The sequence below is a fragment of the Alcanivorax sp. P2S70 genome, from assembly GCF_000475295.1.
Lineage (GTDB): Bacteria > Pseudomonadota > Gammaproteobacteria > Pseudomonadales > Alcanivoracaceae > Alcanivorax > Alcanivorax profundi.
This window is the reverse complement of sequence record NZ_AXBZ01000034.1, coordinates 317,046-336,968: the sequence shown is the minus strand read 5'-3', so window position 1 is coordinate 336,968 and position 19,923 is coordinate 317,046. Positions and strand designations below refer to the sequence as shown.

The 19,923-nt window shown below is 56.2% G+C and carries 19 protein-coding genes; 9 read left to right on the top strand and 10 right to left on the bottom strand.

Annotation, left to right across the window (positions count from 1 at the left end):
* The first annotated feature begins 117 nt into the window (after positions 1–117).
* The 5 genes from Q672_RS28745 to Q672_RS28725 all read left to right on the top strand — a co-directional run bounded on the left by Q672_RS28745 (position 118) and on the right by Q672_RS28725 (position 2,169).
* Positions 118–471 (top strand): type II toxin-antitoxin system RelE/ParE family toxin, encoded by a 354-nt coding sequence (locus Q672_RS28745; protein WP_022985968.1) that lies wholly within the window; start codon positions 118–120, stop codon positions 469–471.
* A gap of 1 nt (position 472) precedes the next feature.
* Positions 473–775: a helix-turn-helix domain-containing protein gene (locus tag Q672_RS28740; protein WP_022985967.1), complete on the top strand. Its 303-nt coding sequence runs from the start codon at positions 473–475 to the stop codon at positions 773–775.
* Positions 776–965: 190 nt separating this feature from the next.
* Positions 966–1,286 (top strand): hypothetical protein, encoded by a 321-nt coding sequence (locus Q672_RS28735; RefSeq protein ID WP_022985966.1) that lies wholly within the window; start codon positions 966–968, stop codon positions 1,284–1,286.
* A gap of 38 nt (positions 1,287–1,324) precedes the next feature.
* Positions 1,325–1,627 (top strand): hypothetical protein, encoded by a 303-nt coding sequence (locus Q672_RS28730; RefSeq protein WP_022985965.1) that lies wholly within the window; start codon positions 1,325–1,327, stop codon positions 1,625–1,627.
* A gap of 29 nt (positions 1,628–1,656) precedes the next feature.
* On the top strand, positions 1,657–2,169 hold the full coding sequence (locus tag Q672_RS28725; RefSeq protein ID WP_022985964.1) for a hypothetical protein: 513 nt from the start codon (positions 1,657–1,659) through the stop codon (positions 2,167–2,169).
* A 66-nt stretch (positions 2,170–2,235) separates the two neighbouring features.
* Here the strand turns inward: Q672_RS28725 and Q672_RS28720 are convergent, their stop codons facing one another.
* The 5 genes from Q672_RS28720 to Q672_RS28700 all read right to left on the bottom strand — a co-directional run bounded on the left by Q672_RS28720 (position 2,236) and on the right by Q672_RS28700 (position 9,185).
* Positions 2,236–3,351: a Fic family protein gene (locus tag Q672_RS28720; RefSeq protein WP_022985963.1), complete on the bottom strand. Its 1,116-nt coding sequence runs from the start codon at positions 3,349–3,351 to the stop codon at positions 2,236–2,238.
* Positions 3,352–3,514: 163 nt separating this feature from the next.
* Positions 3,515–4,858 (bottom strand): hypothetical protein, encoded by a 1,344-nt coding sequence (locus tag Q672_RS28715; protein WP_022985962.1) that lies wholly within the window; start codon positions 4,856–4,858, stop codon positions 3,515–3,517.
* Positions 4,859–4,992: 134 nt separating this feature from the next.
* Entirely contained in the window at positions 4,993–6,354 is a 1,362-nt protein-coding gene (locus tag Q672_RS28710; protein WP_022985961.1) for a PepSY-associated TM helix domain-containing protein, read from the bottom strand.
* Between the two features lie 126 nt (positions 6,355–6,480).
* A complete protein-coding gene (locus Q672_RS28705) occupies positions 6,481–8,568 on the bottom strand; it encodes a TonB-dependent receptor family protein (RefSeq protein WP_022985960.1) in 2,088 nt (695 codons plus the stop codon).
* A 152-nt stretch (positions 8,569–8,720) separates the two neighbouring features.
* A complete protein-coding gene (locus Q672_RS28700; RefSeq protein ID WP_022985959.1) occupies positions 8,721–9,185 on the bottom strand; it encodes a bacteriohemerythrin in 465 nt (154 codons plus the stop codon).
* A 217-nt stretch (positions 9,186–9,402) separates the two neighbouring features.
* On the opposite strand from Q672_RS28700, the gene Q672_RS28695 reads away from it, so the two are divergent.
* A complete protein-coding gene (locus tag Q672_RS28695; RefSeq protein WP_022985958.1) occupies positions 9,403–10,887 on the top strand; it encodes a bifunctional 2-methylcitrate dehydratase/aconitate hydratase in 1,485 nt (494 codons plus the stop codon).
* Between the two features lie 40 nt (positions 10,888–10,927).
* On the opposite strand, the gene Q672_RS28690 is transcribed toward Q672_RS28695, so the two are convergent.
* On the bottom strand, positions 10,928–11,878 hold the full coding sequence (locus Q672_RS28690; protein ID WP_022985957.1) for an NAD(P)-dependent alcohol dehydrogenase: 951 nt from the start codon (positions 11,876–11,878) through the stop codon (positions 10,928–10,930).
* 108 nt (positions 11,879–11,986) lie between these two features.
* Entirely contained in the window at positions 11,987–12,403 is a 417-nt protein-coding gene (arfB, locus tag Q672_RS28685; RefSeq protein WP_022985956.1) for an alternative ribosome rescue aminoacyl-tRNA hydrolase ArfB, read from the bottom strand.
* Positions 12,404–12,446: 43 nt separating this feature from the next.
* On the opposite strand from arfB, the gene Q672_RS28680 reads away from it, so the two are divergent.
* Genes Q672_RS28680 through Q672_RS28670 form a run of 3 tightly spaced genes read left to right on the top strand, consistent with a single transcriptional unit; the run spans position 12,447 to position 16,451 of the window.
* A complete protein-coding gene (locus Q672_RS28680) occupies positions 12,447–14,135 on the top strand; it encodes an Hsp70 family protein (protein WP_022985955.1) in 1,689 nt (562 codons plus the stop codon).
* The gene (locus Q672_RS28675) at positions 14,135–15,325 is read left to right on the top strand and encodes a J domain-containing protein (RefSeq protein ID WP_022985954.1); all 1,191 of its coding nucleotides are present in this window, start codon (positions 14,135–14,137) and stop codon (positions 15,323–15,325) included. The genes Q672_RS28680 and Q672_RS28675 overlap by 1 nt, the downstream gene beginning before the upstream one ends.
* A 1-nt stretch (position 15,326) precedes the next feature.
* Complete coding sequence (locus Q672_RS28670) at positions 15,327–16,451, top strand: RDD family protein (RefSeq protein WP_022985953.1); 1,125 nt, start codon at positions 15,327–15,329, stop codon at positions 16,449–16,451.
* A 44-nt stretch (positions 16,452–16,495) separates the two neighbouring features.
* Here the strand turns inward: Q672_RS28670 and Q672_RS28665 are convergent, their stop codons facing one another.
* From Q672_RS28665 to Q672_RS28655, 3 genes are all read right to left on the bottom strand, one after another.
* Positions 16,496–17,848 carry an SPFH domain-containing protein gene (locus tag Q672_RS28665; protein ID WP_022985952.1) on the bottom strand — a complete coding sequence of 451 codons (1,353 nt, stop codon included), beginning with the start codon at positions 17,846–17,848 and terminating at the stop codon, positions 16,496–16,498.
* Between the two features lie 160 nt (positions 17,849–18,008).
* The gene (locus tag Q672_RS28660; protein WP_022985951.1) at positions 18,009–18,539 is read right to left on the bottom strand and encodes a cytochrome b; all 531 of its coding nucleotides are present in this window, start codon (positions 18,537–18,539) and stop codon (positions 18,009–18,011) included.
* Positions 18,540–18,666: 127 nt separating this feature from the next.
* Positions 18,667–19,923 carry a hypothetical protein gene (locus Q672_RS28655; protein WP_022985950.1) on the bottom strand — a complete coding sequence of 419 codons (1,257 nt, stop codon included), beginning with the start codon at positions 19,921–19,923 and terminating at the stop codon, positions 18,667–18,669.

Sequence of the window (19,923 nt, the reverse complement as noted above, 5' to 3'; positions counted from 1 at the left end):
GCGATCTCCCAACGCCTGCACATCACACCGTCCCACCTGAAAGCACACACATTCTCTCTTTGATCATAGCCTAAAACCTATATAGGCTAAAACCTATTCAAGGATGAAGGATTAACAATGTGGCAGATTCAAACCACGGACAGGTTTGATGAATGGTTCGATGCGCTCAATGACACAGACCGGGCGAATGTTCTCGCCGGCTTGCTGGTGCTGGAACAAAAGGGGCCGCTCCTTTCACGCCCCTACGCGGACACACTAAAAGGCTCAGTTCATCCGAACATGAAAGAACTGAGGGTACAAAGCAGAGGTAATCCGATAAGGGCCTTTTTCGCTTTCGATCCTAACCGCGACGGAATTCTGCTTTGTGCGGGAGAAAAGACTGGCAAGGACAAGCGGTTTTACGACGAGATGATCCCCGTAGCCGACAGGGAATTCACAGCGCATCTCCAGAAACTCAAACAGGGTGGCTAACATGGCAAGAACACTGAAACAGATACTCGAAGCAGAAAAGCCCGAAGTAGTCGAACAGGCCAGAAAGAAGGCAGACGCCATTCTGCTGGATATCCACCTGGCAGAAATCCGCAACCTCATGAACAAGACCCAGGCAGAAATGGCTGCAGCCCTTGGGGTGAAGCAGCCCACCATCGCCGGCATGGAAAAAGCAGGGCAGGACCTGAAGCTATCAACGTTGAAGCGTTACATTGAGGCGGCAGGCGGCAAGGTACGAGTGGATATCGAGCTACCCGACGGGCAACATCATGGGTTTACGCTTTGAGATAGGCTCCAGACACGGAGCAAGACTCGATCACAATGGTCCAGTTTTCTTGACTGTAATTCCCTTATAGGCAAAATTTCTCTTGCCCAGTGCCATTGAACAGCCCAATTTCGTCGGTTTCTACCTGAAATACATCTAGGCATTTTACAGCTGCAATATAACTTTATGCTCTAAAAAGAGGAGAGTAGTGATGCTGATGCAACTATTGAAACCCAAGAACCATAACAACATACAACGAGCCGGCTTCTTTTTCAGTGTCGCAGCAATGGTGACCGTCTTCTTTCTGCATTTCCCGTTTGATGGCTACAATATTGATAAGTGCCCATCTGGGGGCTGGAATTGCAACGATAGTGAAAGGGTTCTGCGATCCTTTTGGGATTGGTACTCCCCAGGTGCCATCTTAAACTGGTTCGGCAACATGACCCATTTTATGGTAACACTGACTTTTATCGCGTCCATCGGTTTGCTCTGGCTTTACGTGTTCAAGGATAAAGAGGAAACCACCCCATAGGAGCGCTCCCCCGCAAAAAAAATCAACAGGACAACATCATGCATACGCTTTTTGAGTACCCCGAAGGGAAAACGCATTACCAAATCCTGAACGAGGAGGGAGATAAAACAACCATATCCCTGGATAAGTGGGTAGCCGATATACTGCAAGTTGAGCTACCCGATGTTCATGACCGTATACAGAAGGCCTATGACCGTGTTTTACAGGAAAAACCGAATCTAAGCCGTCGGCAGCGAGGCAATATGATCCGCATTATGGCTATGAATAAAGCGAGGATGTACCAGAAAACCATGAAAGATATCCTGGGCTGGAATACAGACGAGCTTCTGAATCTTCTTTAAGCAAACACATCCAAACCTGGATAACCACCATGTTCTGGAAGAAAAAAAGCAAAGCCGACCGAATTGCAAATAAAATCATCCAACTTGCTTTCGATACCGGGATTGGCAAGCAGGAAGAAACGGTCGCCGAACAGTCCGGAATAGACGTGTCGCATTATCATGGCGTAGTGCTTGGCTTATGTCTTTTCTCCGTGGAATACAGTTTCTTTTTATGGGCGGAAAGCTGCGGATTACCAGAGCAGGATTTAAAAGATATCCATAGTCAATACTGGAACTATGTTGCTGAGCAATGTCTTCAGACCCCGGACCCTAAAGGAACGTATAATTTCCTGACCTCCTGCTGTAATGCTTTTGCGGAAGCGCACCACCAAGATGAGAAAAACGCGGCGGAAGGCCTTGTGGCAATTTCTGTTTCCCAGCTTTTTGGCAGCTATCTTACCGACCCTCCTGATGAAGCGCCGGTCGAACTGACTTTTTTCGCTCCTGAAAGAATACACTTAAAAATTACGGCAACGAAAAAAGCCCTTTCCCACATTGATTAAAACCCATGGAGACTGGGCCAGGTCTTGCCCCGTGCTTCAATATAAGTTTTCTGAAAGCACTCAAGCCTATACTACGCAAGCAACAACATAACGCGTATTACGCCCTCCACCCCGCAACTTCTCAAGGCATCCTTTTTCCAACAAATCCGCCAGGTCCCGGGTGGCAGTCGCCTTGCTCACTTTGGTCAATGACTGGTATTTACGCGCGTTGATGCCCTGCTCAAATTCTTCGCCAGCAGTATCCAGTAACCGGTTAAGCACCTTGATCTGACGCTCGCTCAAGACAGTGGTGGCATGGCGCTGCCAGAAGCGGGTTTTATCAAGCACCCGGTCGATGCTTGCCAATGCATCGTGCAAAGCCGCTTCCAGTGTTTCCAGAAACCAGACCAGCCAGCCGGTGATATCCAGCTCACCTTTCTGGGTTTGCTCAAGTTGATCATAGTAGGCGCTGCGCCTTGCCATGATGGCGGCGCTGAGGGAGTAGAAACGCACAGACTGGCGTTCTGCCTGTGCAAGAGCCCGGTCGGTTACCGCGCGGGCCAGTCGCCCGTTGCCGTCGTCGAAGGGATGCAGGGTAACCAACCACAAGTGCGCCACGCCTGCTCGCGTTAACGCATCCAACTCAACCGGCGGCAGATTGAACCAGTCCACAAACGCTGCCAGCTCTTTCTCCAGCCTGTCGCGAGGCGGGGCTTCGAAGTGCACCTTGGGCCTGTCTATACGCCCTGAGACAACTTGCATGGACTGTTCACCACGCAAGCTGCCGATATTGATGTTAGCCAGCGACACTGCGCCTTCGGGGAACAGCATGGCTTGCCAATAGCAGAGCTGTTCGAGCGACAAGGCGGTATCCGGCTGACGGGTGGCTTCCAGCAGCAATGCCACCAGCGAATCCGAAACCGGAGTAGCGCGATTCACCACACCAGCCTGCTCCAGGCCCAACTGCCGGGCCACCGAAGAGCGCACGGAGCCCACATCCAGATGCTCGCCTTCGATTTCACTCGTGCGGATGGCGTTCTGAATCAGGGCATCCATCTCCACCTCCAGATCTGCCTGTTCTGGAGTAGCTTCAGCCCGACCCAGTAACCGCCCCTGCAGCAGGCGAATATTGTCGAGCCAGGGCTTTAGCTTGCTCGCATCCCAGCGGAAATGGGGCCAATCCGGTTGTTCCCAGATATACATGAGCCGAATAACCTGCTTTTTTGGATCAAATTGTGAGCCGATTATGCATCAGATTCGGCTCATTAACCAACCCTGGCTCTGGATTTCGGCAACCTCGGTTTCTACCCCGTTGCACCGCCTCCCCTACAGCAGGTAACCCGCTTTTCCATTCAACTGACCTGCGTCAGAAACCCCACACGCTGTCAGATTTCTCTGGCTCTTCCCAGCTCACCCCATTGTCGCGAAGATAGCGAAGCAGGGGGCCATAGCCCTTGCTGGTGGCAGTCTTGATCGCGTAGTTCGCCCAGGTGTCCAGGTCGGCCCCGGCCTCGTGCAGCCGCTTGACCATGTGCGCGTAGCCCATGTCGGCCGCGTACGGCAGTGCTGAATTCAATGCCTTTAGTGGCGGATTTTCCGTTTTCAGGTGCTGGTCCAATGCCGCCGCGTAACCGCTTTCACAGAGCTGCCGCAAGGTCAGCGAGCCCGCTGAAAACTGTTCCCGTTTCACCGCTTCATAAAAGGGCAGAACATCAAACCGAAAACGCGGCACGCGGCCGTAAACGGCCACATATTCGCGAATCCAGGCATGAAAGCCTTGTTTGTGGTTGGCATACCGTTTCAACAAGACGACCGCATCGCTGATACGGCCGGTCACCAGCGCACGGCGGATATGCGGCTGAACATCCAGGGTCAGGACCAAGGGTAAATCGCGCAAGACGGAAAGGGCTCCGTCCTCGCCACGGCTGTCGATGACATAACCAAACTGACGTTCGTTAAACTCAATGCAAGCAGAATCAGGCAGGAAACACTGCCACTGGCCGCCAGCAATTAATTGATAGCGCGCAACCGCCTGGCGAACCTTGTCGCCGGAAGGCTGAAAGGTTTCGTCAAACAGCAACAGCAGGTTGGAATCCGCAGACTCCCCTTTCTGGCGCTGTTGAAAGTCCCTCACGGCGCAATACAAATTCTGCTCATAACAGGCGAGCAGGGCCGTTTCATCAAGCAAGCCACTATCTACATACTGGCGCAACAGGGACACCGGGAGCTTGCCGATAACCTCAGCGATAGCTGTGGCTTTCAGTCCAAAGGCTTCCAGGCATTGTCTGTCCAGGTTCGCTCCCAATCCCTGAGCCAGCATCACAATGCAATCATGAGGCGCCCCGAACAAGGAGCGGTGCATTTGCAGGGTAAAATCGGATTTCGCCAACCTCGACAGGTCGTCGGGATTCGACAGCTTCCAGCTCTCGACAATTTCCGCCCCGGACAACAAGACGTACTCGAGGGTACTGAAACTGGAGGCACCATCGTGATGCCCCTCTTCATGAATGTGCGCAATATCGTGCTGGTGGTACTGCACGCGATGCAAATAGCGATGCCCCGGTTTGAGAAACCCCGGCAGGTAGCAAGCCCGTGTGGCCAGGATACCGGCCTGCCTCGCCAGATCCCCGAACAGGTCGCTGTCATGACAAGGGGACTCGTGACAAAGACCCTCACTGTCGGAAAGGTGATACCCCGAATACTGACCCATGGTAATTCCATTGCTTGGCGCTGTCATACCGGTTAGACGGACAGCCATCGCGTTTTGACCGGTGCCATGTATCTTCCCGTCAACGAGACAACAGCGTCAATGCATGCGGAACGCGCTCGACGCCGCGCCGGCCACTAGCGCATTCCGCGCCGCAACACACAGACATCCACGGCAATCAACACCAACATGGCCAGTGCCGACAGGGGGAACAGCAACGCCACCAACAGCATGATGGTCGCCACGACAAGGGCGGGCTTTTGGGGGGCCGAGGGTGCAACGCGGCGGGTCTGGCGTTTCCACCAGAGCATGCCACCAGTGACAATCAGTACCAGAATCAGGCACACAAACAGCAGGTTCAGCCACCAGTTCCATGGACCGAGATCCCCCTGATGGAAGGGAATCGACGCGGCCATGGCCTTGCCCATGGCGGGGTAATCGGCGAAGCGTATCGCCTGCAACGTTTCGCCCGTGGCCGGGTCCAGATGGACAATCCACTCCTGACCCGGATCGGTGATATCTCCGGCAATAGTGGTGGCGGATACCGTCCACACGTCAGCGGATTGCTGGGGGAAGTGCACCCGAAAGCCGCCGAATCCTTTTGCCCTGGCCAGGTTCACCACGTCATCCAGGGTCAGGCGTTGCTCTGCGGTCGGGGCCACTGGCATCGGGGTCTGTTCCAGTGCCCAAGGCACCCGGTGTACGCCATGCTCGTTCATGGCGCTATGGTCTCGTGCGCTCGGCGCTGTTTCAGTTTGCGGCACATATCGGGTGCCGGGGAGCGAACCCCAGGGCTGCACGATTTTGCCACCCCAGACATTGGTCCAGGCAAGCCCTGAGATCAGGAAGAACACCAGCGGCAATGCAATCAACCACCCCATCGTCAGGTGCCATTGGCGCCAGGCCAACCGCGATTTTACCTCTGGGCGAGGCAACAAGGCCCGCCAGCCCTGTTTCGGCCAGGCCAAGTACAGACCCGTCACGATCATCAGCACCGCCAGACCCGCGGCCATTTCAATCAGCGCATCCCCCACCCCACCCATAAACAGGGATCCATGAAAGGTCTTGATGCGGGCATAGAGGCTGGTGGCCGGATCCCGATCACCCAGGATTTCACCGGTGTAGGGATTCAGATAAACCAATGTTGCGGGGGCATGGTGTCCACCATGGCCAGCATGGGAATGGGGCTGTAATGAAAACTGCGCTGACTGTGTCGGCGCCTGCGGCGGCAGGTAGAGCTTGATGGCGTAGTGGGGATACTGCTGTTCAACTGTATGCAGCAGCGTGTTGACAGGTACGCGGCTATCGCCGACGGCCACGGTGAGCCGATCCGTATTCAGGGCGGAATCCAGCGGCTTGCTCAGCAACATCAGCAAGCCGCTGAACGTCAGCATGAACAGGAAGGGGATAACCACCATCCCCGCCATGAAATGCCAGCGCCAAACCGATTGATAGTATCGGCCCGGCGCTGCCACCGACATCTTCCCGTTCTGCGTCATGATTCTGTCCCTGCAGGCTGCTGAAAAGCCCGTTGCATACTCAGTTTTTCAGCCCCTCGGCAAACCCGCAGGGCGCAGCCTGAAGGGCCAATCTGCTGCGCCTGCAAGGGGCATTTCAACAGCCGGCTAGAAATCGAAACGGACACCAGCATAGACCGAGCGTGGTTCACCGGGCTGAATGCTGACCGGGTTCACTGTCTCATCGTCGCTGACACTGACATTGGCCACGTAAACTTCATCGGTCAGGTTGCGGCCTTCCAGATAGATTTCCCAGTTGTCACGGGCAACTCCGGCGCGCGCACCCACCAGTTCATAGCCCTCGATATCCTTGTTATTGGCAAAGTCACCAAAGCGGTCGTCGACGATGTCAAAGGTGGGGCCGGCAAAGAAGCCATTGCCGTGGCGATAGATGACCTCGCCTTTGATAAAGAATTCCGGCGCCACCGGCAGCTGGTTGTCACCATAGATCGGGTCATTATCAAAAGTGAAATCGTTCCAGGTGAGGCTAACCACCGGTTCAATGCGCTGCGCATTGCTGCCTAGCGCAAAGCTGGCACCCAACAGGGCTTCCACACCGGCATGAATGGTGTTTTCAATATTGGTGGATAGGCTGGTGCCTGACGCATTTGGATCATCAATGGAGAGAATTTCGTCCTCGATCTGAGCGTAGTAAACAGACACTTCCCAGTTCCACTGGCTGGCTTGGCCGAACGGCGCCGAGCCACGGGTCCCGACCTCCCCAACAACCCCTTGCATGGGATCAAGGGTTTCATTATTGGCTTGAACATCATCTTCCAGCTGATACAGGGTTGGGGCCTCGTAGAGTTTGCTCACGTTGGCAAACAACTCGCTGCGATCCGCCAGCTGATAGATCACCCCCACCCGCGGGTTAATCGCGTCATAATCTTCTTTGGGATTGCGCTCAACACCGCTTGCGACATCAGTGTTACTCACTTCTCGGGTACCGGTTACCGCTTGCGCCCCATACACCAGTGTCCAACGCTCGGCAAAATGCCAGTGATCCATGGCGAAGATTTCAAGATTATCTGCCTTGTTATCGACCTTGGTAGACAACGCACCACGGACGCCACCACTGTGCTGGTAGTTACCGCCTTTAACCCGAGTCTCCCCATAGTTGAGACCTAACAGCAGGTCATGGTTGCCGAGCTTTTTGTCGTAACGGACGGTGGTGCCAAAGGTGGTCTGGTCATTATCAATCAGCAAGCTGAAGAACGGGTTCTCGACAATCGGGTGATAGAGAGACTGATCTTCAAAAGAGAAGCCCACCACCAAATCGCTAGTGTCACTTAATGCCCATTCGGTGCGATTGGCGACACGCCATTTTTCCACGTTATACAGAAAATTACCGGGAATATTGTTGGGGTTGGCCTGGTAGGGATCCTCGTCAAACTGCGCCTGGCTGAGAGAGCCAGGCAGTTCCTGGTCGTTATCCACATAGGTAAGGTAAAGGCGGTTTTCGATCCGATCGCTGATCTGCCAACCCGTATTGGCATAAACACCGCTGCGCTGCTGTTCCTGATGACCACGAAAACCGTCATAGCTACGCTGTTCGACGGTTACCAGACCATCAAAGTCCCCGGCAACGGCGCCACCGGTAACACTGTTCTGCACCGTCCCATGACTCCCCGCGCTCAGGTAAACCTCATTGGGGGTGGTTCGCGCAGTGGGGGTAATGAAGTTGATGGCGCCACCAAGGGTGCTGGCGCCGTAAGTCATGGCATTGGCGCCGCGGGCGACCACCGCATAGCGTGCCGCCAGCGGATCGATAAAACTGTTGTGGTTGTTGCCATCTGCAGCTGTGACGGGCAATCCGTCGATCATCAACTTCATGCCATTACCGTCATAGGCAACCGCATCCAGATTGGAACCTCGACTGGAGATAAAGGTCCCGTCGCCAGTAGAGCCTGTAGCCGTCCACATACCCGGTACATAACGCAGCATGTCACCCAGGCTGACGACACTACGCTCTCTGAGATCTTCCGCCTCGACCAATGTTACCCCACCCGGGGTCAGCGCCTGCTCACGTTCGAGTTTTGCCCTGGTTGTCTCGGCAGTTTCCATTTGCTCGACTTCTACCTTGATCGCGGCAAGCAGGTTTTCTTCTCCTGCCGGCTGTCCTTCGACAGCAGAGGCGGCCATGGGCAAATAAAGGCCCATACTGGTAGCGAGCAGTTTACGAGCAGGCAATCGCATTTCTTTTCCCCGGCAAAGTCAACGTCAGTCGCGCGGTATTGCTTCAACGCGGGCGGGGATTCTACGGATGCGCCGGTGTGGACAACATGCGGCATAATGCCACACGCAAACTGGCTATCTCCCGGTGACGACCCGACTGGCCCGCCGGGCAATCAAGCCTGCCGAAAATGCCGTCTCACGTTTTCATTTACCCAGCTGCCCAGGCGCTCCTTGCCAATGCCATTAATAAAATCGCGTACCTGTTCCGTGTAGGCCAGATCTTCCTCCAGGATATGGTTCAACAACCATTTTTCCAGCATTCGCAAAAGGGGTTCTACCACATCCTCGCCTGCAAGATGACGCTGGCGCAGGGCCTCAAGATGGAAGGTAAATTGACGGTGCAGATGGTGGTGTCCATCCAGCTCCTGATAACCCGCGCGCTCCATCAGGGCTTCCTCGAAATCAAAATGGGACTCGGTGTAATCGACCAGATCATAGAGCACACGTTCTACCCCCTGGCGAGCATCAGGGAGGCCGACAAGACGATCCAGATCATTGATCAGATCCACAATGCGTCGGTGCTGTCGATCAATCACCACAATCCCCAGCTCGTATTCCTGACTCCAAACAATGCGCATGTTTCACCTCCTTGTTATGGATCCCGGAAGGCTAGCAGCCTGGTCTGGCAGCATATGGATCCAGATCAAGATTGTGATGACTTGCAATGCCTGCCGGCACAGGCACACTGGACTTTCATCTCCCAGCTTTCCGGCATCCATTCGTGTTGCCATGCTATGGCCAGGTATTTCTTTGCGCCCAACGTCATTCGACCGTTGAACGAGGAGTTACCACGTTATGTCTTCCAATATGGATCTTGCCAACCGTCCCGATTACGACCAGGTGATTCAGGATATCGCTGACTACGTGATCCATTTCAATATCACCTCACGGGAAGCCATGGAAACGGCCCGCCATTGCCTGATGGACACCCTGGGTTGTGGCCTGCTGGCGCTGCGCTTCCCGGAATGCACCAAACATCTTGGGCCACTGGTGCAGGGCACCGTGGTACCCAACGGCGCACGTGTACCGGGCACGCCGTTCATTCTTGATCCAGTGAAAGCCGCCTGGGACATCGGCTGCATCATTCGCTGGCTGGATTTCAACGACACCTGGTTGGCCGCAGAGTGGGGCCATCCTTCGGACAATCTGGGCGGCATTCTTGCCGTGGCCGATCACCTGTCCCAGCAGCGGCTGGCCAATGGCCAGGCGCCGCTGACCATGAAGGATGTGCTGGAAGCCATGGTCAAAGCCCACGAAATCCAGGGGGTGCTGGCGCTGGAGAACAGCTTCAACCGTGTCGGCCTGTGCCATGTGTTGCTGGTACGGGTGGCCTCCACCGCCGTGGTCACCCATATGCTGGGCGGCGACCGCGAGCAGATCATGGCGGCCCTGTCCCAGGCCTGGGTCGATGGCTCGTCCCTGCGCACCTATCGCCATGCCCCCAATGCCGGCTCACGCAAATCCTGGGCCGCAGGCGACGCCACCTCCCGCGCCGTGCGCCTGGCCGACATGTCCCTGCGCGGCGAAATGGGCATTCCCAGCGTGCTCACCGCCCCGCAGTGGGGCTTCTACGATGTGTCCTTCAGCCACACCAACAAGGACCTGGCCCTGAAACCGGAAGGCGAGCGCGAATTCCGCTTCCAGCGGGACTACGGCACCTATGTGATGGAAAACATTTTGTTCAAGATCAGCTTCCCGGCGGAGTTCCATGCCCAGACCGCCTGTGAAGCTGCGGTGACCCTGCACCCGCAGGTGAAAGACCGGCTCGACGAGATCGAGCGTATCGTCATCACCACCCATGAATCCGCCATCCGCATCATTTCCAAGCAAGGCACCCTGGCCAACCCGGCGGACCGCGATCACTGCATTCAGTACATGACTGCGGTACCGCTGATCTTTGGCAACCTGACGGCAGAGCACTATGAAGACCCATTCCACGCCGCCAACCCGTTGATCGACACCCTGCGCGAAAAAATGGAAATCGTGGAAGACGAGCGTTACACCCGCGAATACCTGGACCCGGACAAGCGCTCTATCGCCAATGCCATTCAGGTGTTTTTCAAGGACGGCAGCCACACCGAAAAAGTGGCGGTGGAATACCCCATCGGCCACCGCCGCCGCCGTGAAGAAGGCATTCCGGTGCTGGAGGAGAAGTTCAAAAGCAATCTGGCGACCCGCTTCCCTGCCGGCCGCAGCGACGCAATCTTTAGGTTGTGCAAGGACCAGAAGACTCTGGAGAGCACCCCGGTGAATGCCTTTATGGATAGGCTGGTGATTTAAGGACGACGGGAGAGCCATGTGCCGCTCCCGTCCCCCCCCGTCAACACACTTCGATTACAACCTTGCCCCGGCAACGACCGCTACGGTTGCGCTCATAGGCCGCTTCGCTGTCTTGAAGGGGAAAGACACTGTCGATAATGGGGGTCAGGGCACCCTGTTCCACCATCTCCGCCAGGGTATCCAGATCTTCGCGGTAGGATTCCACCACCACGGTGCCGGCCTTCTTGCCGAGCAGACGGTAGAACGGCGTAGCCACCATGGACGCTCCCTGGCCACCGGTGGAAATAAAGTGCCCGTGCTTGCCCAGCAATGCCTTGCAGGTCAGCGGTGTTTCATAAGAGGTCACATCAAACACGATGTCGAACTCGCCAGCGGTCTTGCGGTAGTCCCCCTGGGTGTAATCAATCAGGGCGTCGGCACCGAGCTCACGGACGAAATCCAGATTGCGGGTACTGCACACCCCGGTGACATGCAGCTTCATCTGCTTGGCGATCTGGACCGCCAGCGTGCCGACCCCGCCAGAGGCGCCAATGATCAACACTGACTTGCCCGCCCTGGCACCGCCCTTGCGCAGCCCCTGCAGAGCGGTCAGAGCGGCCAGGGGCAGGGAGGCGGCTTCATTAAAACTGAGGCCCCTGGGTATCTTCGCCACCCGATGCTGGCTGATGATCGCCTGCTCGGCGAGCGAGGCGGTACGCAGCCGCATGTCCATGCCATAAACCGCATCACCGATTTCGAAATGACGCACATTGCGGCCTTTGGCTATCACCACGCCGGCCAGGTCATCACCAAAAATCGGCGGCAGACGCTTGATTCCCACCGGGGTCGCGGCCACGGCCAGGTGGTAATTGAGCTTCCAGTCCTTGGGATTCACGGATGCCGCATGCACCTGTACCAACACATCATCCGGCCCCGGCTGTTGCGGGGCATCGGTCTCGGTCAGGGTCAGTTTGGCGTTCAGGCCCCAGCCTGTGGTGACGATGGCTTTCATGGTCAGCTCCGTGATGACGATTCGGCGCCCAGCTTAACAAAGCCCTGCGCGCAGGGGAGGGTCCGATAACGCCAAGGGGCGGGAGGATTCCGGTCAATGCCGCTGCACTTACCCCGGATCGACCTTGCCACGCAGGGATTTGATCTGGCCGCGTTTGGTCTTGTTGTCCATGCGGCGCTTCTTGCTACCCAGGGTCGGGCGGGTGGGTTTACGCTTTTTCTGCTCTACCGTCACGCTCTGGATTAACTGGGCCAGCCTTGCCAGCGCGTTTTCCTTGTTTTTTTCCTGGGTGCGAAACTGCTGGGCCTTGATCACCACCACACCATCGCTGTTGATGCGCTGATCACTCAACGCCAACAGCCGCTCCTTGTAGACATCCGGCAATGAGGAAGCACGGATATCAAAACGCAGATGAATGGCACTGGAGACCTTGTTAACGTTCTGGCCACCACTGCCCTGGGCACGAATGGCCTGCAGGTCGATCTCTGAATCAGGAATCTGTAAATTGTTGCCTATTTGAAGCATGTCCGTCCTCATAATGTGTCGGACAGCATAACAGGGAAGGGATATGACCATCATCGGGATTGATCTGGGCACCACTAACAGTGCCTGCGGGGTATGGACAGAGGACGGGGTCAAACTGATCCCCAACCGGCTCGGCGAGGTGCTCACCCCATCCGTTGTTGGCCTGGACAAAAACGGGGAAATCATCGTCGGCCGGACCGCCCGGCAGCGTCTGATCAATCACAGTGATCGCACGGTAGCAGCGTTCAAACGGCTGATGGGCACAGACCATCAGGTCAAACTCGCCAAACGCACCTTCACTGCCACCGAACTCTCCTCGCTGGTGCTCCGTTCCATCAAGGAAGATGCCGAAACGTTTCTGGGGGAAACGGTAACCGAAGCCGTCATCAGTGTACCGGCCTACTTCAATGACAATCAGCGCCAGGCCACCAAACAAGCTGCGGAGCTTGCAGGCCTCAAGGTCGAACGACTGATCAACGAACCCACCGCTGCGGCCATTGCCTATGGCCTGCATGAAAAGCAGGAGGGCCTGTTCCTGATTCTGGATCTTGGCGGCGGAACCTTTGATGTATCACTGCTCGAGTTCTTCGACGGCATCATGGAGGTTCACGCCAGTGCCGGGGACAACTTTCTTGGCGGGGAGGATTTTGTCGATGCGATGGTCGAAGACGTGCTACGCGAGCAAGGCATAAAGCGCGACCACCTCACCCCGGTGCAGTTGCAGAACCTGTACCTGCAGATGGAAGGGGCCAAACGCAAGCTCAGCGCCCAGGAACAGACACTGACACTGGATCTCGGCAAACAACCGGTGGAATTTACCGTAACCAGTGACTGGTTCACCCGTGTCTGCACACCGCTGTTATTGCGCGCCAAACATCCCATCGAACGCGCTATTCGCGATGCCAATCTCAATCCCGGCAAAATTGATGATGTGGTACTGGTCGGCGGCTCGACCCGGCTCGGGATCTTCCGTTCAACTGTGGGCAAGATGTTTGGTCGCTTACCGTCATGTCATCTGGATCCGGACACCGTTGTCGCCATGGGCGCCGCGATTCAGGCCGGGCTGATGATGCGCGATGAAGCGCTGGACGATGTGGTGTTGACCGATGTTTGCCCCTATACCCTCGGTACCGGCGTTCTCAATCGTGATAACCCCCGCCAGGGCGATTACTTTCTACCCATTATCGAACGCAATTGTGTCGTGCCTGTGAGCATCGTCAAACAGGTCTACACTGCCCATGACAACCAAACGGAAGTCACCGTCAAGGTGTACCAGGGCGAAAACCGCCTGGTCGAAAAGAATGTATACCTGGGAGAGCTGACGGTACCGGTACCGGCCGCGGCCAAAGGGGAAGAAGCCATCGACATCCGCTACAGCTATGACATGAATGGATTGCTGTCGGTCGATGTCACCGTGGTCTCCAACGGAAAAGCCCACCATCACCTGATTGAGCACGCTCCCGGGGCGCTTGGCGAAGCCGAGAAACAGGCAGCATTGGCGAAACTGGAAAAACTCAAGTTTCATCCCCGTGACGGAGAAGAGAACAGAGCTTTGCTTGCCCGTGGTGAGCGACTCTATGAAAGCTGCCTCGGTGAGCGACGGGACTACGTGGCAAATGTCATGCAACAATTCGAACGCGTGCTGGAAAGCCAGAACCCAGCGGAGATCGCCAAAATGAGAAAGCAGGTCAGCGATGCGCTGGCCCAACTGGAAAATGAGGACTGGTTCTGATGGATCGCTGGGGTATTCTTGAACTGGAACCCACCAGCGATGCGCGCGCCATCAAGCGGGCCTATGCTCGCCAGCTCAAACAAACCCGACCGGATGAACAGCCCGAGGCTTTCCAGCGATTGCATGAAGCGTACAAGCAAGCGCTTGCGCATGCGGCCCGGCAGTCCAGTGCACAGCAGCCTTGTGCCGACCCCCTCGGCGAACAGAATACAACACCGGAAACACTGGCAAGCTGGACCCTTACCCTTTCGGACACAACGACAACCGGCAGCGACACGGTACAGACTGAGACTCAACAAGCCGAAGATATCCTGGCCCCACTGCTCCAGCGGTGCGAGGCACTGATGGCCGAGCACCACGGTGCCCGGCAACCGCAGTACTGGAACTTCCTGTTGCAGCAGCCCCTGTTCCTCGATGACGATTGTCACCGCCGCTTTGCCCGCCGTTTGTTTGATCTCATCATCGCACATGAAGCGGCCATTCTTGGCGGTGATACACGCCGCACACCAATGTCGCCAGCGGTGCTCTTCTCTCTCGACAATCTGTTCTTCTGGTCTTCCCTGGAGGCCGATGCGTTCCGGGGCCATGACCGCGTGATGCTTGAATCACTCTTTTCGCGAATAGATGACGCACAGCAAACTCAGCCCTTTGCGGGGGTGCGAGGAGGAAAAAAAAGGATCGCTCACCAGCCACTTGTTAGCCACCCGTCTGAGTTCGCCCTGGCTAACCCGTTACTGCGCGGGTTGGCGATGGTCGTTGATGTTGTGATGCTGGGCCTGGTGCTGAAAAGCCTATTCAATATTTCCTGGGTCGACACACACTTCAGTCACTTGCGTCCGCAAGGTGACGACATGCTTTTACTGATCCCGATCTACCTGCTCTTTGCAGCACTGTGCGAACTCAGCCCCTTGCGTGCCGCCCCCGCGCCCTGGCTATTCGGCCTGCGTGTCATGACCCGAACGTTCAAACCAGTGACATTGCGGCATGTGCTTCGACGAGCCGCATTCCTGTTATGCCTGCCATTAATGCTGTACCTGAATCAGTGGGCATTGGGTCTCAACACCCTGGTACTGCTGGTCATGTTCATCAACCTTTTTCTGCAGGGCGACCTGCTGCAAGACCGCTTTTCTGGCACACGTATTATCAACTGGCCTGAAACACGCAACCGCCAACGAGAAAGGAGAGGCTGATATGCCCTGGGACCTGCTCGGCATTCAGCCCACTCAGGATGTACGGGCGATCAAACGCGCCTATGCGCAACAGCTCAAACACACCCGTCCAGATGATGATCCCCTTGCGTTTCAGCAGTTACATCAGGCCTACAAAACCGCCCTGGCGCTGGCGGCCAATGATACGACGGCCCCGCAGGAAACCCCTGACATAGACACCGCAGAGGTTATTGACAGTGCCTCGACACCCGAACCCTTGTCATACCCTGATACCGAAGCAATAACATTACGCCCGTCAGCCGAGGCCCCTAAGGAGGCGGTGTCGCAATGGATCAGTAACGCCAAACAGTATCTTTCAACCCCAGAGGGCCGTTCACAACCTCAGCAATGGCAACCGCTTTTTACCCGCGCGGAACTACTGGATGACGGTTTCCATCATGCCGCCGGGCAGGAGCTTTTCAGGCTTATCGCTGAACAGTATCAGGCAACTGGCGAACTTGCTGATGTGGCGGTGCTATCGTATCTGAATGCGTTTTTTCACTGGACAGGTCAACGCACGGCATTGGCTAACACATTGGGCAGCACCGTATGCGACCCCATTTTTGCCCGACTTGATGCACTCAGCGCCCCCCCGGTAGAGGGTCATGGAATACGGGGAGGAAAGCTGATTGGCCCCTCTGCGCAGCGTGTCGTCGCGAACCAGGATCATGATGTCCCGCCCACACATGCCTATGGCAGCTACAGCATTCGCATCCTGGCCTTTGTGATGGACCTGTTTTTTGTCATGGTGGCCATTGCGATTCTTCTCGTAGGTCCCATCAAAATGATCAGTGGTACGCAATCCGGATACGAAAGCCTGTTGCTACTTTGCACCTTGCCGGGTTATTTGCTGATGGGTCTGATTATGGAAACCACTCCCCTGCAAGCCACTCCGGGAAAGTATTTGCTCGGCTTGCGTGTCGTCAATCGTCATGGCCAGCGTTTGCCTTTCTGGCACAACGGGCTGCGCGTTATTGCCTTCATCCTCACCGGCCTGCTCTGGAAAGTGATTTTTATCGTCAACGCCTTTTTGGGAGGGCGGCTGTTGCATGATCGCATTAGCCGAACGGTAGTGATTTCGCAGCGTTCTGCGAACGGAGGGTACTGACATTGCAGGTGACGATGACCGGTGTCATCGTCACCTGAAAGAGGTTACTTCTTCACATCCCGGTCATAACTCAACCGCTTGGCCGCATCCAGCGTCAGCATTTGCATGAAGGCACGCGTTTCGCCATCAGAGCCAGTAGGCGTGCCTCCCTCACCGCCACCGAATACATACTGTGGCACCTTGCGGTTGGCGAAAGCCTGGGCCCAGATTTTCTGGATTTCGATTTCCGCATCCAGTTTCTGCGCCAGGGCGTTATCCGCCTGCAGCACCGCTTTCTTCTGGTAGGCTTCCGCGTCAGCCAGGGTACGACGTGTTTCCGCTTCGATACGGGCTTTTTCCAGCTGGATCTGTGCAGTCTGTTTCTCGATTTCCGATTGCTCTTTCTGTTTCTGGGCTTCGGTAATGGCCAGCTGCTTTTCCGTCTCTGCTTCGGTAGTGCGCTGGATCTGATCCACCTTGGCCTTGGCCTGCCGTTCTGCCACTTCACGCTCCCCGCGGGCAATGGCCAGCAACCGCTGCTCTTCTTCCTGGACCCGCTGCTCACGGGCGATGGCGCGGTCGGCGGACGCCTTCTGTTTCAGTTGCATGCGCTCGACAAAACGCTGGTTGGGATCCATCTGAGTCACACGGGCTTCCACCACGGAGACGCCGTAATCGATAAAGCGCTGGGATTTACGCAGTGGAATACCGGTCTCATCCAGCATCTTGCGCACCACGAAGATTACCTTGCTGTCATCTCCGTAATCCTGCTGATCCGTGCCCATGGCAACGTTGGCAGAGCCCTTGATATCACCGACGCGTTTCTGGCTGACTTCTTCGCGACGCACGATATAAATGCCGTTGATCATCTGGTTTTCGAATTCGGTATTGAATTCGGTACGGCCACCGGAGTAGTACTCTTCGGCGCTCATCAGAGAAGCGTTGGCCTGCAGGGTTTCCTTGAAGGCCGGGATCAGGGCAGTGCGCAACAGGTTTTCCGGGGTGCGATATTCATGGGCCAGGCGCAGGAAGGTGTCCTGGTCCGTGGGAATGGTAAAGCGGACCGTGGCCTGGGCATTGGCATCCACCTGATCCAGGAACATGATGTTCTGTGGCGGCAAGGCAGCGGATGTTTCCGAGTGTTCGACTTCCACATAATCCAGCGTTTCACTGCCGCCGCGCACGGCCTGTACCGTCAGCGCGCGCTTCCAGGAGTTCCAGCGCCCGAAGAAGAAGAACTGATACCCCACATCGCTGACCACATGTTCCTGACCCAGAATGGTCCGCACGTGATACACATATCCCGGTTCGGCATAGAAGATGGACTTGTTCGCTACCACCAGCAAGACCAGTGCCCCAACGATCCCCCCCAGCAGTCCCTTGACCTCAAATACCCCTTTGAGTCGTTCCATAACCATGATTTTTCCCCAGTACTTTTTTATTAAAGGGCGCATTCTAAAGCGCCCTCCGGGGAAGGATAGTGGTCAATGTCTTAAATTGCGGATTTCAAACCGTTCCTGGAAAACCTGATCCGGGTCAGGGCGACTGCCAAGGGAGTGGAAAGAGCTCGTCCAGCCGTCATTTACCCCACATGCGCGGCAGCACATTGATCTGGCCGGGTTGGTGACGGTGCACAAAGGCCATGGCGATGTGACCGGCGATCATGGCCAGCAGTACCCACCCCAACTCCCCATGAAGCAGTGATCCCAGATCCACCATCCAGTCGATCTTGTCACCGCCACCCGGCATCAGCGCAATACCAAACGGATCAAAGGCCCGACCGGAGCCATATTGTCGCAATAGTGCCAACGCAGGGACCAACAGCAGCAACGCATAGAGGCCAAGATGACCCAGTTTGGCGGGCAGGTTGATGGAGGGCGGACGGCTGGCCAGGTTCTTCAGGGCCCACAGCAGGCGGACCACAATCAGGATCATCAGGAGCAGGCCTAGAGGTTTGTGGGTCGGCCAGAAAAAGGCCTCGAACGCACTGTCTTCAAACCCATAATGCGCAATCGCCGACAGGAACTGCCAGGCAATCAGCAATGCCATGCTCCAGTGCAACAGGCGGGTGACGGTTCCGTAACGTTCAGTGGTGTCCTGGCTGGCCATTGGCTTGCTCCTGATTGACGGTTCAAATTCAAGATACTGTCAGCCAAATGTGCAGACAATATGGACCTGCATTGCCTCCGCTCTTACTGCCCTAACCGCAACGGCCTGCCAGGCTGCTGCAGGACCGTCACGCCACCGGCACCGCAAAGTGCAGCATTACATGCACCTGCATCTCTCCGACCAGGAACCCCAGCAACGCGCCGACGGTAATCAGAATCCACTCGTCCTGTTGAAAAGCCGGCCGTAGCAGTCCCTCGAATTCTTCCTCGGTTAGCTCCTGCATCTTGTTGACCAACAGGTTCTTCAGGTCCATGGCTTCTTCGGCATAGGCTTCCATGTGGCTCAGGGTTTCCGGCAACGCTTCCATCACCTTGTCGGCCACCGACCGTTTCATTTCCTGGTATTTGGTGCTGCCCACCGCAAACACCACCAGCGGCTTGGCCAGACCAGCCTGTTCGTCCAGGGTGCGTTGTACCTGTTTTTGTACCAGGCCAAACAAGCGGTCCGACAGCGGCCCTTTGAGGATAGCCTCGATCACCGCCGCCGGGGTGACAATCTCGCTGGCCACCAGTTCGCCGTAACGGGCGGCCACCTGTTTGCGCCGTTTCAGGAACAGGCCCTGCCATTCAAACAACCCCAGGTAGCGCACCGGTTGCTTGGGATTGAAGATCATCTTCAGTGCCAGCCAGTCGGTGAACCAGCCGGTGAACAACCCAAACAGCGGAATCACCCAGACATTATGGGTCAAGGCCCAGACCACGGCCTGAACAATACCGATAGCAAACCCAAACCAGATACCGGAATTGCGGATAAACTTGAACTCCACATGACCGGCTTCCAGGAACACCCGGTTGAGCAGTTCCTTGTCCCGCACCAGGGCATTGATGACCAGATCCTTGAGGTCGAACACCCGGTGAATATTGCTTTTGATATCCTCCATGATCTGCTCGACCATGTGCGGGGCTTCTTTCTGGATGCGCTGAATCACCAGCCGTTTCACCGATTCCGGAGCAGACTCCCACAGGCCCGGCTGGTACTCCGCCGCAACCTGACGGGTGATGTCGTCCACCGAGCGAATCAGCGGATCGCGAATTTCTTCCGCCACCCGATGCGGGTCGAGCTTGTTGAAAACATCCTCCGGCTTGAGCAGCCGTTCCATCATCAGGTCACAGGCGATGCTGGCCATGGTGGCCGCCTTGCGCGGAACAATGCCCTGCCAGCCCAGAAACGGGCGGATACCCATAAAGCTGAGCGGCTTGAACATCATCTTGATGGCCACCACCTTGGTGCCATAACCAATCGCCGCGGCCACGAAGGGCATGGACAGATACAACAACCAGTTGGCCTGGATGTCTGCGAGAATCAGGTCGATATCGGTAATCAC

What these genes read in the sequence shown, in the direction of transcription:
- Q672_RS28670 (WP_022985953.1), top strand. Translation starts at nt 15,327, where the DNA reads ATGCCCTGGGACCTGCTCGGCATTCAGCCCACTCAGGATGTACGGGCG.
- Q672_RS28735 (WP_022985966.1), top strand. Translation starts at nt 966, where the DNA reads ATGCTGATGCAACTATTGAAACCCAAGAACCATAACAACATACAACGA.
- Q672_RS28695 (WP_022985958.1), top strand. Translation starts at nt 9,403, where the DNA reads ATGTCTTCCAATATGGATCTTGCCAACCGTCCCGATTACGACCAGGTG.
- Q672_RS28725 (WP_022985964.1), top strand. Translation starts at nt 1,657, where the DNA reads ATGTTCTGGAAGAAAAAAAGCAAAGCCGACCGAATTGCAAATAAAATC.
- Q672_RS28660 (WP_022985951.1), bottom strand. Translation starts at nt 18,539, where the DNA reads ATGGCCAGCCAGGACACCACTGAACGTTACGGAACCGTCACCCGCCTG.
- Q672_RS28745 (WP_022985968.1), top strand. Translation starts at nt 118, where the DNA reads ATGTGGCAGATTCAAACCACGGACAGGTTTGATGAATGGTTCGATGCG.
- Q672_RS28700 (WP_022985959.1), bottom strand. Translation starts at nt 9,185, where the DNA reads ATGCGCATTGTTTGGAGTCAGGAATACGAGCTGGGGATTGTGGTGATT.
- Q672_RS28690 (WP_022985957.1), bottom strand. Translation starts at nt 11,878, where the DNA reads ATGAAAGCCATCGTCACCACAGGCTGGGGCCTGAACGCCAAACTGACC.
- Q672_RS28675 (WP_022985954.1), top strand. Translation starts at nt 14,135, where the DNA reads ATGGATCGCTGGGGTATTCTTGAACTGGAACCCACCAGCGATGCGCGC.
- Q672_RS28740 (WP_022985967.1), top strand. Translation starts at nt 473, where the DNA reads ATGGCAAGAACACTGAAACAGATACTCGAAGCAGAAAAGCCCGAAGTA.
- Q672_RS28705 (WP_022985960.1), bottom strand. Translation starts at nt 8,568, where the DNA reads ATGCGATTGCCTGCTCGTAAACTGCTCGCTACCAGTATGGGCCTTTAT.
- arfB (WP_022985956.1), bottom strand. Translation starts at nt 12,403, where the DNA reads ATGCTTCAAATAGGCAACAATTTACAGATTCCTGATTCAGAGATCGAC.
- Q672_RS28730 (WP_022985965.1), top strand. Translation starts at nt 1,325, where the DNA reads ATGCATACGCTTTTTGAGTACCCCGAAGGGAAAACGCATTACCAAATC.
- Q672_RS28710 (WP_022985961.1), bottom strand. Translation starts at nt 6,354, where the DNA reads ATGACGCAGAACGGGAAGATGTCGGTGGCAGCGCCGGGCCGATACTAT.
- Q672_RS28680 (WP_022985955.1), top strand. Translation starts at nt 12,447, where the DNA reads ATGACCATCATCGGGATTGATCTGGGCACCACTAACAGTGCCTGCGGG.
- Q672_RS28665 (WP_022985952.1), bottom strand. Translation starts at nt 17,848, where the DNA reads ATGGTTATGGAACGACTCAAAGGGGTATTTGAGGTCAAGGGACTGCTG.
- Q672_RS28720 (WP_022985963.1), bottom strand. Translation starts at nt 3,351, where the DNA reads ATGTATATCTGGGAACAACCGGATTGGCCCCATTTCCGCTGGGATGCG.
- Q672_RS28715 (WP_022985962.1), bottom strand. Translation starts at nt 4,858, where the DNA reads ATGGGTCAGTATTCGGGGTATCACCTTTCCGACAGTGAGGGTCTTTGT.